The organism is Nocardioides sp. NBC_00368, from assembly GCF_036090055.1.
Taxonomy (GTDB): domain Bacteria; phylum Actinomycetota; class Actinomycetes; order Propionibacteriales; family Nocardioidaceae; genus Nocardioides.
The window spans coordinates 5,035,046-5,048,744 of sequence record NZ_CP107970.1; the positions used below are offsets into that span (position 1 = coordinate 5,035,046).

Annotated in this window: 13 protein-coding genes and 1 pseudogene; 9 read left to right on the forward strand and 5 right to left on the reverse strand. The window is 69.1% G+C overall.

The features are described from left to right. Positions 1–28: 28 nt before the first annotated feature. Positions 29–280: a phosphoribosylformylglycinamidine synthase subunit PurS gene (gene purS, locus OG984_RS24005; RefSeq protein ID WP_196872656.1), complete on the forward strand. Its 252-nt coding sequence runs from the start codon at positions 29–31 to the stop codon at positions 278–280. Then, complete coding sequence (purQ, locus tag OG984_RS24010; RefSeq protein ID WP_008360516.1) at positions 277–945, forward strand: phosphoribosylformylglycinamidine synthase subunit PurQ; 669 nt, start codon at positions 277–279, stop codon at positions 943–945. The genes purS and purQ overlap by 4 nt, the downstream gene beginning before the upstream one ends. A gap of 9 nt (positions 946–954) precedes the next feature. Here purQ and OG984_RS24015 read toward each other — a convergent pair whose 3' ends face one another. Together OG984_RS24015 and OG984_RS24020 are read right to left on the reverse strand one after the other, a co-directional pair. Beyond that, positions 955–2,310 (reverse strand): glycoside hydrolase domain-containing protein, encoded by a 1,356-nt coding sequence (locus OG984_RS24015; protein ID WP_328528691.1) that lies wholly within the window; start codon positions 2,308–2,310, stop codon positions 955–957. A gap of 140 nt (positions 2,311–2,450) precedes the next feature. Continuing rightward, the gene (locus OG984_RS24020; RefSeq protein WP_328528692.1) at positions 2,451–3,890 is read right to left on the reverse strand and encodes an MFS transporter; all 1,440 of its coding nucleotides are present in this window, start codon (positions 3,888–3,890) and stop codon (positions 2,451–2,453) included. Between the two features lie 174 nt (positions 3,891–4,064). Between OG984_RS24020 and OG984_RS24025 the strand changes: the two genes are divergently transcribed. The 4 genes and pseudogenes from OG984_RS24025 (at position 4,065) to OG984_RS24035 (ending at position 6,100) form a co-directional block, all read left to right on the forward strand. Further along, on the forward strand, positions 4,065–4,616 hold the full coding sequence (locus OG984_RS24025) for a TetR/AcrR family transcriptional regulator (protein WP_328528693.1): 552 nt from the start codon (positions 4,065–4,067) through the stop codon (positions 4,614–4,616). A 24-nt stretch (positions 4,617–4,640) separates the two neighbouring features. After that, a complete protein-coding gene (locus tag OG984_RS24030) occupies positions 4,641–5,147 on the forward strand; it encodes a general stress protein (protein ID WP_008360523.1) in 507 nt (168 codons plus the stop codon). Between the two features lie 102 nt (positions 5,148–5,249). Then, positions 5,250–5,375: pseudogene (locus OG984_RS29555) on the forward strand (M91 family zinc metallopeptidase); the annotation flags it as partial. 101 nt (positions 5,376–5,476) lie between these two features. After that, a complete protein-coding gene (locus tag OG984_RS24035; RefSeq protein ID WP_328528694.1) occupies positions 5,477–6,100 on the forward strand; it encodes a hypothetical protein in 624 nt (207 codons plus the stop codon). A gap of 46 nt (positions 6,101–6,146) precedes the next feature. Here the strand turns inward: OG984_RS24035 and OG984_RS24040 are convergent, their stop codons facing one another. Continuing rightward, positions 6,147–7,496: a glycoside hydrolase domain-containing protein gene (locus OG984_RS24040; RefSeq protein WP_328528695.1), complete on the reverse strand. Its 1,350-nt coding sequence runs from the start codon at positions 7,494–7,496 to the stop codon at positions 6,147–6,149. A 93-nt stretch (positions 7,497–7,589) separates the two neighbouring features. Then, positions 7,590–8,981 carry a sulfatase-like hydrolase/transferase gene (locus OG984_RS24045; RefSeq protein ID WP_328528696.1) on the reverse strand — a complete coding sequence of 464 codons (1,392 nt, stop codon included), beginning with the start codon at positions 8,979–8,981 and terminating at the stop codon, positions 7,590–7,592. 182 nt (positions 8,982–9,163) lie between these two features. Here OG984_RS24045 and OG984_RS24050 point away from each other — a divergent pair, with 182 nt between their 5' ends. Then, on the forward strand, positions 9,164–9,808 hold the full coding sequence (locus OG984_RS24050) for a hypothetical protein (protein ID WP_328528697.1): 645 nt from the start codon (positions 9,164–9,166) through the stop codon (positions 9,806–9,808). A gap of 56 nt (positions 9,809–9,864) precedes the next feature. Further along, on the forward strand, positions 9,865–12,153 hold the full coding sequence (gene purL / locus OG984_RS24055) for a phosphoribosylformylglycinamidine synthase subunit PurL (RefSeq protein ID WP_328528698.1): 2,289 nt from the start codon (positions 9,865–9,867) through the stop codon (positions 12,151–12,153). On the opposite strand, the gene OG984_RS24060 is transcribed toward purL, so the two are convergent. Further along, positions 12,072–12,821 carry a DUF2306 domain-containing protein gene (locus OG984_RS24060; RefSeq protein WP_328528699.1) on the reverse strand — a complete coding sequence of 250 codons (750 nt, stop codon included), beginning with the start codon at positions 12,819–12,821 and terminating at the stop codon, positions 12,072–12,074. The two genes, purL and OG984_RS24060, sit on opposite strands and share 82 nt — an antisense overlap. A gap of 103 nt (positions 12,822–12,924) precedes the next feature. Here OG984_RS24060 and OG984_RS24065 point away from each other — a divergent pair, with 103 nt between their 5' ends. Further along, positions 12,925–13,656, forward strand: coding sequence for a TetR/AcrR family transcriptional regulator (locus OG984_RS24065; protein WP_328528700.1), 732 nt, complete (start codon positions 12,925–12,927; stop codon positions 13,654–13,656). Positions 13,657–13,699: the final 43 nt, after the last annotated feature.

Consider the following 13,699-nt stretch of genomic DNA (forward strand, 5'->3'; position numbering starts at 1 on the left):
CGGCGTATGGCCCACCTACACTGCAGCCATGCCTCGCGTTGTCGTCGACGTCATGCCCAAGCCCGAGATTCTCGACCCGCAGGGGAAGGCCGTACTCGGCGCCCTGCCGCGGCTCGGGTTCACCGGGGTCACCGAGGTCCGTCAGGGCAAGCGGTTCGAGCTGGAGATCCCCGAGGTCACCGACGAGGCGCTCGCCCAGATCGAGAAGCTGGCCGAGACCTTCCTGGCCAACACGGTGATCGAGAACTACGTCGTCCGCGTGGAAGAGCCGGCCAAGTGAAGATCGGCGTCATCACCTTCCCGGGCACGCTCGACGACGTCGACGCGCAGCGCGCCGTCCGCATCGGCGGCAACGAGGCCGTCGCGCTCTGGCACGGCGACCACGACCTCCAGGGCGTCGACGCGGTGATCCTGCCGGGCGGCTTCTCCTACGGTGACTACCTGCGCTGCGGTGCCATCTCCCGCTTCGCCCCGATCATGACCGAGGTCATCGAGGGTGCCCAGAAGGGCCTCCCGGTCCTCGGCATCTGCAACGGCTTCCAGATGCTGGTGGAGTCCCACCTGCTCCCCGGCGGCCTGCTGCGCAACGACCACCTCAAGTTCATCTGCCGCGACCAGAAGCTGCGCATCGAGAACACCTCGACCGCCTGGACCTCCGCCTTCACCCAGGACCAGGAGATCGTCGTCCCGCTGAAGAACGGCGAGGGGCAGTACGTCGCCGACGCCGACACCGTCAAGCGGCTCGAGGACGAGGGCCGTGTCGTCGCGCGCTACCTCGACGTGAACCCCAACGGCTCGGTCAACGACATCGCCGGCATCACCAACGAGGCCGGCAACGTCGTCGGCCTGATGCCCCACCCCGAGCACGCGGTCGAGACCCTTACCGGCTCCGGCCTTGACGGCCTTGGTTTCTTCACCTCACTTGCGGAGAAGGCCTTCGCCTGACCTCTCGCCTCAGCGACCCCGAGACAGGTCGTACCAGGTGATGTCGGTCGCCATGCCGTTGGTCGTGCGCCCGAGGCGCCGCTGGTAGGCGACCAGGCCGACGTGGGTGGTCCAGTCGAGGACCCCGGTCACCTTGACCCGCTCCTCGGTGCGGGTGGTGGAGTTGAGGGCTCGCTGGAGATCGCGGACCTGGTCACCGGCCGAACCGCGCTTCAGGAGCGGGTGCCGGTTGGCGGCCCAGAGCGTCTTCCAGGCGCCGCGGGTCCACAGGTCGCGGACGGCCAGGCCGTGGCTGCGCTGCCAGTTGTGGACGGCGGCGCGCAGCGCGGAGCCGTAGTAGCCGCTCATCACACCGTCGAAGGTGCCGCGGGTGCTGAGCATGCACTTGAGCGCCTTCACGTACGCCGCGGGAGGCGTGTAGGTCGACGTCGCCGGGCGCAGGTCGGGGTAGTAGTCGAAGTCGACGCGTACACCACCGCACCTGACCACCGGTGGGGCGTAGGAGCCGCGGCCGACGTCGAGATAGTCGGAGTCGATGTTGATCGTGACGCCGCCGTGGGTCTCGTCGTGGCCGCCGCGATACTGCTTGACCCGGTCGTGGTCGCTCCACACGGTGTCGGGGATGTATGCCGTCGAGGTGTTCGCCTTGCCGTCCCAGTCGGCGATCCACAGGTCAGAGGGGAAGGTGAACCCGCTCGGCTGGGCGCGCCAGACGTCGTAGATCGCCTTGATCCCCGAGGCGGCGCTGGAGTACATCGCCGAGCGGTAGCCCAGCACCTTGATCCGGTAGCTCCAGGCCGAGATGAACCACATCGCCGACTCACGACACGTCCGGTTGGTGATGTCGAAGGCCTCCAGGTCGTAGAACATCGTGCTGCCGGCCGCGATCCCGTAGCCCTTGGCGGCGGTGACCGCCGCGTTGGCCTCGTTGATCGCCTGACGCCTCGCCGCCGCATAGCCGTCGGCCGGGTCAGGATTGATCTTCGGATCGTCGCCGTAGCGCGGATAGCGCGGGTTGCACGAGGCCTGCGGGCCGAGCGTGATCGGCAGCAGCCGCCAGCCGCGGGCCTGCTGGTTGCGCACCCAGGTCGCCGAGAGGTACGTCTGGACGCGGCAGGCACGCGACTTGCCGGCGATGTAGATGCCCACCCCGGTGAAGTTCGAGTACTTCCACCACTGGTCCATCGCGGTCTGCGACGGGGCCTGGCACTGGTCGAAGCCGAAGCCGGTGAAGTTGCCCGGCGTGACCGGGTTAGCGGCCGTCGCGGGACCGGCAGAAGCCAGTCCCGCGACGACCATGACGCCTGCGGTGATGCCGGCGGCAAGGATGTGCCGGGCCCGCCCGAAAGTAGTGATACCCCCCATGGTGTGTAGATAGCAGTTCTGCGGCCCCGGGTGGCAGAGGTCGAACGACTCGTGGCGAGGGTCCTACGTCCTTCGTGCTTCGCGCGGACGCCCGCCGGAGTCGAGCTCCGACGGGCGTCCGCGATGTCCAGCACGATGACTCAGTCGACCTCGACCGCCGCCCGCCCGGTGACGTACGAGTGCGCTCCGGAGGGGCGCCGGAGCACGACGCTCAGCGAGGCGATGATCCCGAGCGCACCGAGTGCGGCCGCGGCGTAGAAGGCCTCGCGCATCCCCGGCACGACCTCGCCGGGGGTGCCGTTGGCGACGTAGACCGAGGCGATCACGGCCAGGCCGATCGAGCCGCCGAGCTGCTGCATGGTCTGCACCAGGCCCGAGGCCGAGCCGGCGTGGGCCGCGTCGACCCCCTCCAGGCCGAGGGCTGTGGTGGAGGTGAAGACGAGCGAGGCGAAGGCACCGTTGAGGAGGAACGGAGCCAGGACGGCACCGGCGTACGTGCTCGTCTCCGACAGCGTGCTCAGCCACAGGAACGACACCGTGAGGCCGGTGGCGCCCAGGACCAGGACTCGCGACATCCCGATCCGGGCTGCGATGCGGGGTGCGATCCGGGACATCGCGAAGATCATCAGGGTGAGCGGCAGGAACGCCAGTCCGGAGGCGAGCGGCCCCATGCCGAGCACGCCCTGCAGGTAGATCACGGTCAGGTAGAACGTCGCGAACTGAGCGCCGACCAGCCCGACCGCGGCGATGAACGCGGCGACGCGGCGGTGGCTGTTGAAGAGATGGAGCTGCAGCAGCGGGTGAGCGACGCGGCGCTCGGTGAGCACGAGGGCGACCAGCAGGAGCAGGCCGACCGCGATCCCGCCGATGGTGCGCGCGGAGGTCCAGCCGTGCTCCGGGGCGCCGATCAGCGACCAGACGATCGCGGCCGCACCACCGGTGGCGGTCACGGCGCCGACGATGTCGAAGCGTCCCGGTCGCGGGGCGGTCTCGGCGACCAGGCGGCCGACGAGGGCGAGCACGACGAGCCCGATGGGTACGTTGATGAACAGCGTCCAGCGCCACGAGGCGATGTCGGTCAGGATGCCGCCGAGGATGAGGCCGATCGAGGCGCCGCTGGAGGAGACCGCTGCGAAGAGCGCGATCGCCCGGGCGCGGCCGGCCTCGTCCTTCGCCGAGGTGGTCAGCAGGGCCAGCACCTGGGGTGCGGCGATCGCAGCGCCGAAGCCCTGCAGAGCCCGGGCGATGACGAGCAGATCGTCGGTCGGGGCGAGCCCGCCGGCCAGGGAGAAGAGGGTGAAGACGGACAGGCCGGCCACGAACGTACGTCGCCTGCCGAAGACGTCGCCGAGGCGACCGCCGAGCAGCAGCAGGCCGCCGAAGGCGAGGGTGTAGCCGTTGAGGACCCAGGTGAGTGCCGCCGGCGTGAACTCGAGATCCCCGGCGATCCGGGGGAGCGCGACGTTCACGACCGCCGAGTCGAGCACGATCATCAGCTGGGCGACCAGGACCAGGGCGATCCCGGCGCCGGCGGCCTTGGTGGCCGCGGGTGGCGTGGGTGGTGCCACGGTGGATGTCATTCGAGAGCTCCTGTTGGAGACGGAAAGGGAGTACAGTGAAGCGGAGGAAGTCTCCGCTTGACTACGACACTACCGGAGAGTGTCTCCGTTTAGCAACGCATTTAGATGGCCGGGCGGTGACTGCTGTTAACTTGAGGCCCCCGCAGTGCAGCGGGAGCCACCGAGGAGGTCCTGATGAGAGCCGACGCGCAACGCAACCGCGAACGGCTGATCGAGGTCGCCCATGCGGTCTTCAAGGAGCGCGGTCTCGACGCGCCTCTCGACGAGGTCGCCCGGCGGGCGGGCGTCGGTCCCGGCACCCTCTACCGCCACTTCCCGACGCGCGAGGCCCTCCACGAGGCGATCATGGCGACCTGGATCGAGGAGGTCTCCGCCCACGTCGAGAAGGCGATGGCGACCGAGGGCGGGTGCCGCGAGAAGCTGCTCGCCTGGTTCGAGGAGTACGTCGCCCTGCTGACCCGCCACCAGGGCGCGGCCGCCAAGATCACCGCCTCCCTGGGCTGCCAGGACTCACCGCTGCGCACCAAGTGCCAGACCTACGCCGACGCCAACGAGAGCGTCCTGGCGGAGATGGCCGAGCACGGCGTGCTGCGGGAAGGTGTCGACAACCTCGACGTCTGCCGCCTCCTGGGCGGTGTCGCGACGATGGCCGACCAGTCCTCGCTCGACGCCAAGGACGTACGTCCCATGCTCGACGTCATTGCGAACGGCGTCCTCAAATCCTGACCTGCTCTGGGGCAGACTGGACGCATGTCCTTCACCTCGCCGGTCGGCGGCCCGCAGAGCCCGCTGAAGCTGGAATTCCCCCAGTCGCTCGCGACCTATGACGACTACGCGGCGGCGCAGAAGTCGGTCGACTTCCTCTCCGACAAGGAGTTCCCGGTCGAGAACTGCATGATCGTCGGCACCGAGCTGAAGCAGATCGAGCGGATCACCGGACGCCTGACCTGGAGCAAGGTCGCGCTCGCCGGCGTCCTCTCCGGTGCCTGGCTCGGTGTCTTCGTCGGCCTGATCATGTCGCTCTTCGGCGGCGAGAACTTCCTCTTCATCCTGCTCTCGACGGTGCTCCTCGGCGTCGTCTTCGGCCTGATCTGGTCACTGATCGGCTACGCCGCGACCAAGGGCACCCGCGACTTCTCGAGCGTCAAGATGATCGTGCCGACCAAGTACGAGGTCCTGGTCGAGCACAAGGTCGCCGCCCGCGCCCGCGAGCTCCTCGCCGACCTGCCCGGCGCCCTCCCCAACCCCTTCTCCTGAGCGCACACCGCCGCACGCGTCTCGGATGACGAGACGTGTGCGGCGTTCGCGTGTAGCCACGCGTGTTCCGGGAAAGAACTTCGCAACGCCACAGGTGATCCGGACAACGACATCAAGGTGGGCGAGCGGCAGGCTGTGGGTCTACCGATCGATCACGACGGCGACCCGAACACTCCCGAATCCGGTTCTGCCTCGGCGTCGTCTCCGCACCATTTCCCGAGTCGATGACGCCGCGGACCTAGGAGGACGGGATGCAAACCGTCGGACACGCGAGCGCCGAGCAGCATCTGTTCTGCTCGGAGTCGGTAGCGATCAGTTAGGTGGGCCGCGTGACACTCGCGCAAGTACTCCTCCGTGAACGTTCCAGGACGTTGGCGGCAACGGTCGTGATCGGCGCTCTGATGAGCGGCTGTGCGGAGGCTCCCGAGGGGGAGCGGGAGGTCGAAGGAGTCCGGTTCGAGTCGGAGATCGTCACGGCAGCCGATGCGCTGGAGATCAGCTATCGGGTGGTCAACGACGCGGACACCGACGTCTACGTGATCGACTCGGTGCCGACGTACGCCAACGGGGCGCCGCAGCCGGCGTCGGCGGACACGGTCTACGTCCTGGGCAGCGGCGGGAGCAGGGCCGAGGTGAGCAAGCGGGTCTTCGCCCCGCCGGACGACAAGACGTTCGCCCAGATGCCGGCGGTCGGTTGGGTCAAGCTCGCGGCGGGTGAGGAACTGAAGCGAGCCGTACGCGCGCCGCTGCCGCTCGAGGAGTATCGCCCGTTCGCCGACGACTCGGTCCCGGAGCTCCCGAGCGCGGTCGAAGAGGTCATCTTCTGTGTGGGCGTCCTCGACCTCAGCGACCTCTACGCCGAGGGCGTCCCGGCCGACCTGACCGGTCTCGCCCACTCCGACTCGGCCGCCGAGGCCCAACAGATCGTCTGTTCCGAGCCCGAGGAGTTGTGAAGCCGAGCATGGTCCATAGGCCACGCTCGGCTTCACGACCTCGGACTCAGCGGCCGTGGGCCAGGTCGTACCAGGTCACCTCGGTGGCCATGCCGGTCGCGGTGCGGCCCAGGCGCTTCTGGTAGGCGACGAGGGCGACCTGGGTGTTCCAGTCCAGGACGCCGGTGATCTTCGGACGCTCGGGTGCGGAGGTGGCGCTGAGCGCACGCTGGAGGTCGCGGACGCTCTCGCCGGCGGAGCCACGCTTCAGGAGCGGGCGGCTGTTGGCTGCCCACAGCGTCTTCCAGGCGCCCTGGGTCCAGGTCTTGCGCACCGCCAGTCCGTGCGAGCGCTGCCAGGCGTTGACCGAGCGCACCAGCCCCGCGTCGTACGTCCCGTCGATCGGGCCGCCGAAGCTCCCGCGTTCGCGGAGCATGCACTCGAGCGCCTTGGTATAGATCGGCGAGGGGGTGTAGGAGCTGGTGCGCGGCCTCAGCGCCGGATAGCTGGTGAAGCTGACCGGCACGCCGCCGCAGTGGGTCACCGGCCGTGCGTAGGAGCCGCGGCCCAGGTCGACGAAGTTGGAGTCGATCTCGATGGTGGTGCCGCCGTGGGTCTCCTTGTGCGGGCCGCGGTACTGCTTGACACGCTTGTGCGGGTTCCAGGGGGTGTCCGGGATGTAGCGGGTCGAGGTGCCGGGACGGCCGTCCCAGTCGGCGATCCACAGGTCCGCGGGGTAGACGAAGCCGCGCGGCTGGGCGTGCCAGACGGCGTACATCGCCTTGATGCCGGAGGACGCGCTCGAGTACATGCCCGGTCGATAGCCGAGTGCCTTGATCCGGTGGTTCCAGGCCGAGACGAACCACATCGCCGACTCACGGCAGCGCTTGTTGCCGATGTCGAAACCCTCGAGGTCGTAGAACATCGTGCTTCCGGCGGCGATGCCGTAGCGCTTGGCCGCGTCCACGGTCGCGTTGGCCTGGTTGACGCCCTGGCGCTTCGCCGTGGCGTACTGGTTGGTCGAGTTTGCGCTGATCCGTGGGTCGTCGCGGTAGCGCGGGAAGTGCGGGTTGCAGGACGCCTGCGGGCCGAGCGTGATCGGCAGGAGCCGCCACCCGCGGGCCTGCTGGTTGCGCACCCACGTGGCGCTCAGGTTGGTCTGGGTGCGGCAGCCGCGCGAGTTGCCGGCGATGTAGATGCCGACCGCGCTGAAGTTGGAGTGCTTCCACCAGCGGTCCATCGCCGTCTGCGACGGCGCCTGGCACTGGTCGAAACCATAGCCGGTGAAGTTGCCCGGAGTGACCGGGTTCGCAGCCGCGGGGCTGGGTGCGGCCAGCCCCGCGACCCCGACGACGCCGGAGATCAGGCTTGCGCCGAGTGCCCGTCTGACGTATCTGCGCCTGGTGAAGTCCCCCATATTTCGTCACGGTAGTCACAACCGTCACTCAGTTACCAGTGGACTCGCGCAGGCAGCGCCGTTTGGTTGACCTGACATCAGCGCAGGCGTACGTCAGGAGTACGGCAGCAAGGTGTCGTCGATCTTCTCCCAGGCCGCCCGCAGCTCCGCCAGGTCCTCGGGCCGCTTTCGGGCCAGGTCGGCCTGCTCGCGTACGTCCTGGCTCAGGTCGTAGAGGTGGTCGGTGCCGTCGAGCTGAAGGTACTTGAGCGACCCGCGGCGCAGCGCCCGCTGCCCGCGCATGCGCCAGAAGAGGTCCTGGGTCTCACGCGGCCGGCCGCCGAAGAGGAACGGGACCAGGCTGGCGCCGTCGAGCGGGTGGTCCGGCGACGGGGTCGCGCCGGCGAGCTCGAGGAACGTCGCGGTCCAGTCGGTCGTGACCACCGGCTCGTCGCTGACCTGCCGGCCGGGCAGGGTGCCGGGCCAGCTCAGGATGGTGGGCACCCGGATGCCGCCCTCGTTGAGCCCCGACTTGGCGCCGGTGAACGGCCACACGTTGGAGAACCGCTCGCCGCCGTTGTCGCTGGCGAAGAAGACGACGGTGTCGCGCAGCTGGCCGGTGCGCTCGAGGGCCTTGATGACCTGGCCGATCGACTGGTCGAGGTCCTCGACCATGGTCTTGTACGTCGCCAGCGAGCCGCCGTCGTCGTGGAAGAGGACACCCTTCTCGCCGCCCTCGATCCGGGCCGTCAGCTCGTCGCTCACCGCCTTGTCCTCGGGTCCCTCCCAGGGCCAGTGCGGGGTGGTGAAGTTGAGGTTCAGGAGCCACGGGGCCTCGTGGTCGCGCTCGATGAAGCTGACGGCCCTCTCGGTGACGATCTCGGTGTAGTAGCGGAGGTCCTCGACCTCCACCTCGTCCTCGTAGAGGTCGTGGTCGCCGTTGTGGTTGAGCTTCGAGAAGTAGTCGAGACCGCCGGAGAAGTTGCCGAAGAACTCGTCCCAGCCGACCCGCGTCGGGCTGTACCAGGGCAGATAGCCGCAGTGCCACTTGCCCAACAGGGCCGTCGTGTAGCCGTGGTCCTTGAGCAACGAGGCCAGTGTCGGGTGGTCGAGCGGGATGCCGTGCAGCTTGTTCGGCGACGAGATGGGCTCCGGCAGGCCGCCCGCGAGGCGACCGGGATAGCGCCCGGTGTAGAGCCCGAAGCGGGTGGGGGAGCAGACCGAGGAGGCAGAGTACGCATCGGTGAACCGCACGCCCGAGGCCGCGAGCCGGTCCAGGTGGGGCGTCTCGATGTCGGGGGAGCCGTAGGCGGACAGATCGGCCCAGCCGAGGTCGTCGCCCAGGATGACCAGGAGGTTGGGCTTGCGCCGGGGCCGGTTGAGCTTGCGGGCCCGGAAGGGCGCTTCGTCGGCGGCGTTGGCGGGGACGGCGAGACCGGTGGCGGCGATCGCGCCGGCCCCGGTGGCCAGGAGGCTGCGTCGGCTGAGCGTGCTGGGGGAGGACACGGTGTTGCCTTTCTCTATTGAATAACTACGAATAGAAGACTAGGCGTCGATCCGTCCCGCGGGCCGAGGTCTCGGCCGGTGGACGTGACTCAGGACGTTCGTCCCGGCTGATTTGCCCTAACCAAAGCCGCGCCGCGGCGTTAACTTGGTAAAGAAACGGACCGCAAAGGGGGTTGGGGCCGGTGCAGAGACGACGTGATCGGGTGACGCCGGTCCTCTTCGCGATCACCGTGCTGCTCGCGCTGACGGTCGCCGGGATCATCCACGTCGCGCACGGCGGCGAGATGGCCGGACCATTCGTGGCCGCCGACCAGGTGAGCTCGACCACGAAGCGGGTCAATACGCCCTACGTCTGCTGGGACGGCAACGGCTCCGGCTCCCTGACCCGATGCCCGGACCCGCGCGGCGTGGACGGCATGACGTGGGTCTTCCCCGGCTACGCCGATGCGGCCGAGAGCGGCGAGTGCGCCCGGGGCGAGACCGGCCCGCGCGACCTCTTCGTGGAGTGCTCGATCTCCTGGCGCGACAGCGAGATCCACCTCCACTACGCCTACTCGAGCGACTGGCAGGCCGGCCGCCGGAAGTACGCCGCCACCGGCTCGACCCCGAGGATCGAGCAGCGCCCCGACGGCGCGATGTCGCTCTCTTGGCGCCCGCGCCGGCTGCCCACCCCGCACGGTGAGGCCTCCTGGATCACCGCCGAGATGGTGGAAGGTCACGGCTGGAGCGTCGCCGCCTATGCCGCCGACGGCGAGGTCGCCCGGCAGGCGCTCGAGGAGTTCGGTGAGATCCGCGACCTGCGGGAGTGGCGCGGGCTGCCCAGATGATCGGGCCCAGGGTGACGACTCGGGGGATTGGGCACTTCTGACGTAGATTTCTGCCCGTGACCGAGACTTCGTCCGCTGCCGTTGCGTCCGATCTTCCGCTCCTGGACACCGTGCACCACGCTGCCGGTGACCCCGACCGCGAGCAGCCCTGGGCCGAGCTCGGCCTGAAGGAGGACGAGTACGCCGAGATCAAGCGCATCCTCGGCCGCCGGCCGACGGGCGCGGAGCTGGCGATGTACTCGGTGATGTGGTCGGAGCACTGCTCCTACAAGTCCTCCAAGGTCCACCTGAAGCAGTTCGGCGAGATCCCGCAGGAGACCCCGGCCGGCAAGATGCTCGCCGGCATCGGTGAGAACGCGGGTGTGCTCGACGTCGGCCAGGGCTATGCGGTCACCTTCAAGGTCGAGTCCCACAACCACCCCTCCTACGTCGAGCCCCACCAGGGCGCCGCGACCGGTGTCGGCGGCATCGTCCGCGACATCCTCGCGATGGGTGCCCGGCCGGTCGCCGTCATGGACCCGCTGCGGTTCGGCCCGCTGTCCGAGGAGGACACCCACCGGGTGCTGCCCGGGATCGTGTCCGGCATCGGCCACTACGGCAACTGCCTGGGCCTGCCCAACATCGGCGGCGAGGCGGTCTTCGATGCCTCCTACCTCGGCAACCCGCTGGTCAACGCGCTCTGCGTCGGCGTCCTCCGTCACGAGGACCTGCACCTGGCCAAGGCGTCCGGCGCCGGCAACCTGGTGATCATGTACGGCGCGCGCACCGGCGGCGACGGCATCGGCGGCGCCTCGATCCTGGCGTCGGTGGAGTTCGACGAGGACGGTCCGGCCAAGCGGCCGAGCGTCCAGGTCGGCGACCCGTTCATGGAGAAGCTGCTGATCGAGTGCACCCTCGAGCTCTTCTCCGCGGGCATCGTCCGCGGCATCCAGGACTTCGGCGCGGCCGGCATCTCGTGCGCCACCTCCGAGCTCGCCGCCGCTGGTGACGGCGGCATGCACGTCCACCTCGAGCGGGTGCCGCTGCGCGACTCGACGCTCGCTCCGGAGGAGATCCTGATGAGCGAGTCGCAGGAGCGGATGATGGCGGTCATCGCGCCCGAGGACGAGGCGACCTTCATGGACATCTGCGCCAAGTGGGACGTCGAGGCGGCCGTGATCGGCACCGTGACCGGCGAGGGCCGGCTGCGCGTCGACTGGCACGGCGAGACCATCGTCGACGTCGACCCGACCACCGTGGCCCACGACGGCCCGGTCTACGAGCGTCCCTACGCCCGCCCGTCGTGGCAGGACGCGCTGCAGGCCGACGTGGCCGAGAAGCTCCCGCGCGCGGCCTCCGCCGACGAGCTCCGCGAGACCATCCTGAAGCTGGTCGCCTCGGAGAACCTGTGCGACAAGTCCTGGATCACCGAGCAGTACGACCGCTACGTCCGGGGCAACACGGTCCTCTCGCAGCCCTCCGACGGCGGCATGATCCGCGTCGACGAGTCGACCAACCTCGGCGTCGCGCTCGCGACCGACGCCAACGGCCGCTTCGCCAAGCTGGACCCCTACGCCGGTGCCCAGCTGGCGCTGTCGGAGTCCTACCGCAACGTCGCCTCCGTCGGCGCCAAGCCGCTGGCCATCTCCGACTGCCTCAACTTCGGATCCCCCGAGGACCCCGACGTGATGTGGCAGTTCGCCGAGGCCACCCGCGGCCTGAAGGACGCCTGCCTCGAGCTCGGCATCCCGGTCACCGGCGGCAACGTCTCCCTCTACAACCAGACCGGCGAGGTCGCCATCCACCCCACGCCGGTGGTCGCGACGCTCGGTGTGATCGAGGACGTCACCACGCGTACGCCGTCGGACTTCCAGGCTGCCGACGAGGTCGTGGTGCTCCTCGGTGAGACCCACGAGGAGCTCTCCGGCTCGGAGTGGGCCCATGTCGTGCACGGTCACCTCGGTGGGCTGCCACCTAAGGTGAACCTGGGCGCCGAGAAGGCGCTCGCCGAGCTGCTGCTGGAGGCGCGGTTCGTCACCTCCGCCCACGACCTCTCCGACGGTGGCCTGATGCAGGCGCTGGCCGAGCCGGCGATGTCCTCCGGAATCGGCGTCTCGGTCACCCTCGCCGGCGACCCGTTCGTCGCGCTCTTCTCGGAGTCGGTCGCCCGCGCGGTCGTCACCATCAAGGCCGACGACGTCGAGCGGCTCACCTCGCTGGCCGAGCGCCACGGGGTCGCGGCGACGCAGCTCGGCGTGACCGGCGGCTCCACCTACGCGATCTCCTACGACGGCGGCGCCGTCGAGATCCCGCTCGAGGAGCTCACCGGCGTCTGGCGCTCGACGCTGCGCGACGCGCTGGCCTGACGGTTCGCCCGCCGCCGCGGCCTGCGGTGGATGATCCACTCGGCGATCAGCAGGTTCACGACCCAGCTGACCCATGCCGAGGCCGCGGCGGCGCCGGCGAGCGTAGGGTCCTCGGTGCCGATGTCGGCGCCGGTCATGACCTCAGGCACGAAGATCATGATCAGCACCATGCCCCAGAAGCGGTTGGCCACGATCGAGAACGCCATCGCGTAGCTGCGGTACATCCACTCGCGGTGGTCCTTGAAGCGTCGCTGCCGGGCGGCGCGGAAGCCGAGCACGGTGAACAACAGGAACAGCAGGGCCAGGAGTGTGTTGCCGACCTGCTGGGACGGTCCGGCGACGGGAAACTGGCTGGTGACCAGCGCCGCCACTCCCGTCGGGATCGCGGTGACGACGTAGGTGCGGCCGGTCCAGCGGTGCACCGCCGGATGGTTGGCGCGCAACCACGGCCACAGCTGGAGCACGCCGCAGCTGAGCATCACCGAGCCGAAGAAGATGTGCGTCACCAGCGCCGGATAGAAGGCCGGCCCGCGGTCGGTCTCGACGAGCGAGCGCGACGGGTCCAGGCCGACATATCGCGGCAGCGCCGTCACCAGGAAGATCACCGTCACCGCAGCCAGCGGAAAGACCCACCATTGGCGCGCCAGAGGTCGTGTCGATGTGCTCATGAGCCGTCCGATCTAATAGCGTATGGCGTTAACTGTTTATAGATTACGCAGATCGGCTGGGCGGTCAACCGGTTTCGGGGAGGAGCAGGGCATGATGGATGCGATGAGTTCTGACCTGATCCCTCGTCTGTGGGGCAAGCCTCCGGCCGGCCGGCGCGGCCCCAAGCCGGCGCTGAGTGCCGCTCAGATCGTCGAGGCTGCCTACGTCATCGCTGATGAGCAGGGTCTTGCGGCCGTCTCGATGGCCCGGGTGGCCGAGGCACTGGGCTGCTCTCCGATGGCGCTCTATCGGCACGTGAAGAACAAGGACGAGCTGCTCATCCTGCTCGCCGACCGCCTCAGTGCAGAGTTGCGCGAGCCGTCCCGCGACCTGGGCTGGCGAGAAGGCCTGGCGGCCTGGATGCGTGCCCAGGTCGACCTGTCGCTCAGCAAGCCCTGGTTCCTGGACCTGCCGCTCGGGGCGTCGCTCCCCGGGCCGAACCGCCTGGCCTGGATCGACCTCGGCTTCTACTACCTCCGGGAGGTGTCGCTGCCCCCGGAGGAGAAGATGGCGATCCTGGGCATCATCTCGCAGTACGCCCTGGGCGAGGCGCGGATCGAGGTCGAGACCGCGCGGCTCGCGGAGAACCCCTATGCCTCGTTCGAGCAGATGCTCGTGACGTACGCGGATCCGGAGCGCTTTCCGAGTCTGATGGAGTCGATGGCCACCTGGCGGCCTGCCGGGCCCGGTGAGGGATCCGACTCCGACGACCCGTCCGCCTTCGGGCAGAGTCTGCTGATGGCCGGGATCGCCGCCCACATCGAGCGCCACCTCGAGCGCAGCGTCCCAGAGTAAAGGTCGATACCCTGGCGGGGATGTCCCCCCACCTGCATCGCCC

Bases quoted from the DNA above. Each gene is read 5' to 3' on its own strand.
- OG984_RS24015 (WP_328528691.1), bottom strand. From the start codon at position 2,310: ATGGGGGGTATCACTACTTTCGGGCGGGCCCGGCACATCCTTGCCGCC.
- OG984_RS24060 (WP_328528699.1), bottom strand. From the start codon at position 12,821: ATGAGCACATCGACACGACCTCTGGCGCGCCAATGGTGGGTCTTTCCG.
- OG984_RS24040 (WP_328528695.1), bottom strand. From the start codon at position 7,496: ATGGGGGACTTCACCAGGCGCAGATACGTCAGACGGGCACTCGGCGCA.
- OG984_RS24030 (WP_008360523.1), top strand. From the start codon at position 4,641: ATGTCCTTCACCTCGCCGGTCGGCGGCCCGCAGAGCCCGCTGAAGCTG.
- purS (WP_196872656.1), top strand. From the start codon at position 29: ATGCCTCGCGTTGTCGTCGACGTCATGCCCAAGCCCGAGATTCTCGAC.
- OG984_RS24025 (WP_328528693.1), top strand. From the start codon at position 4,065: ATGAGAGCCGACGCGCAACGCAACCGCGAACGGCTGATCGAGGTCGCC.
- OG984_RS24065 (WP_328528700.1), top strand. From the start codon at position 12,925: ATGAGTTCTGACCTGATCCCTCGTCTGTGGGGCAAGCCTCCGGCCGGC.
- OG984_RS24020 (WP_328528692.1), bottom strand. From the start codon at position 3,890: ATGACATCCACCGTGGCACCACCCACGCCACCCGCGGCCACCAAGGCC.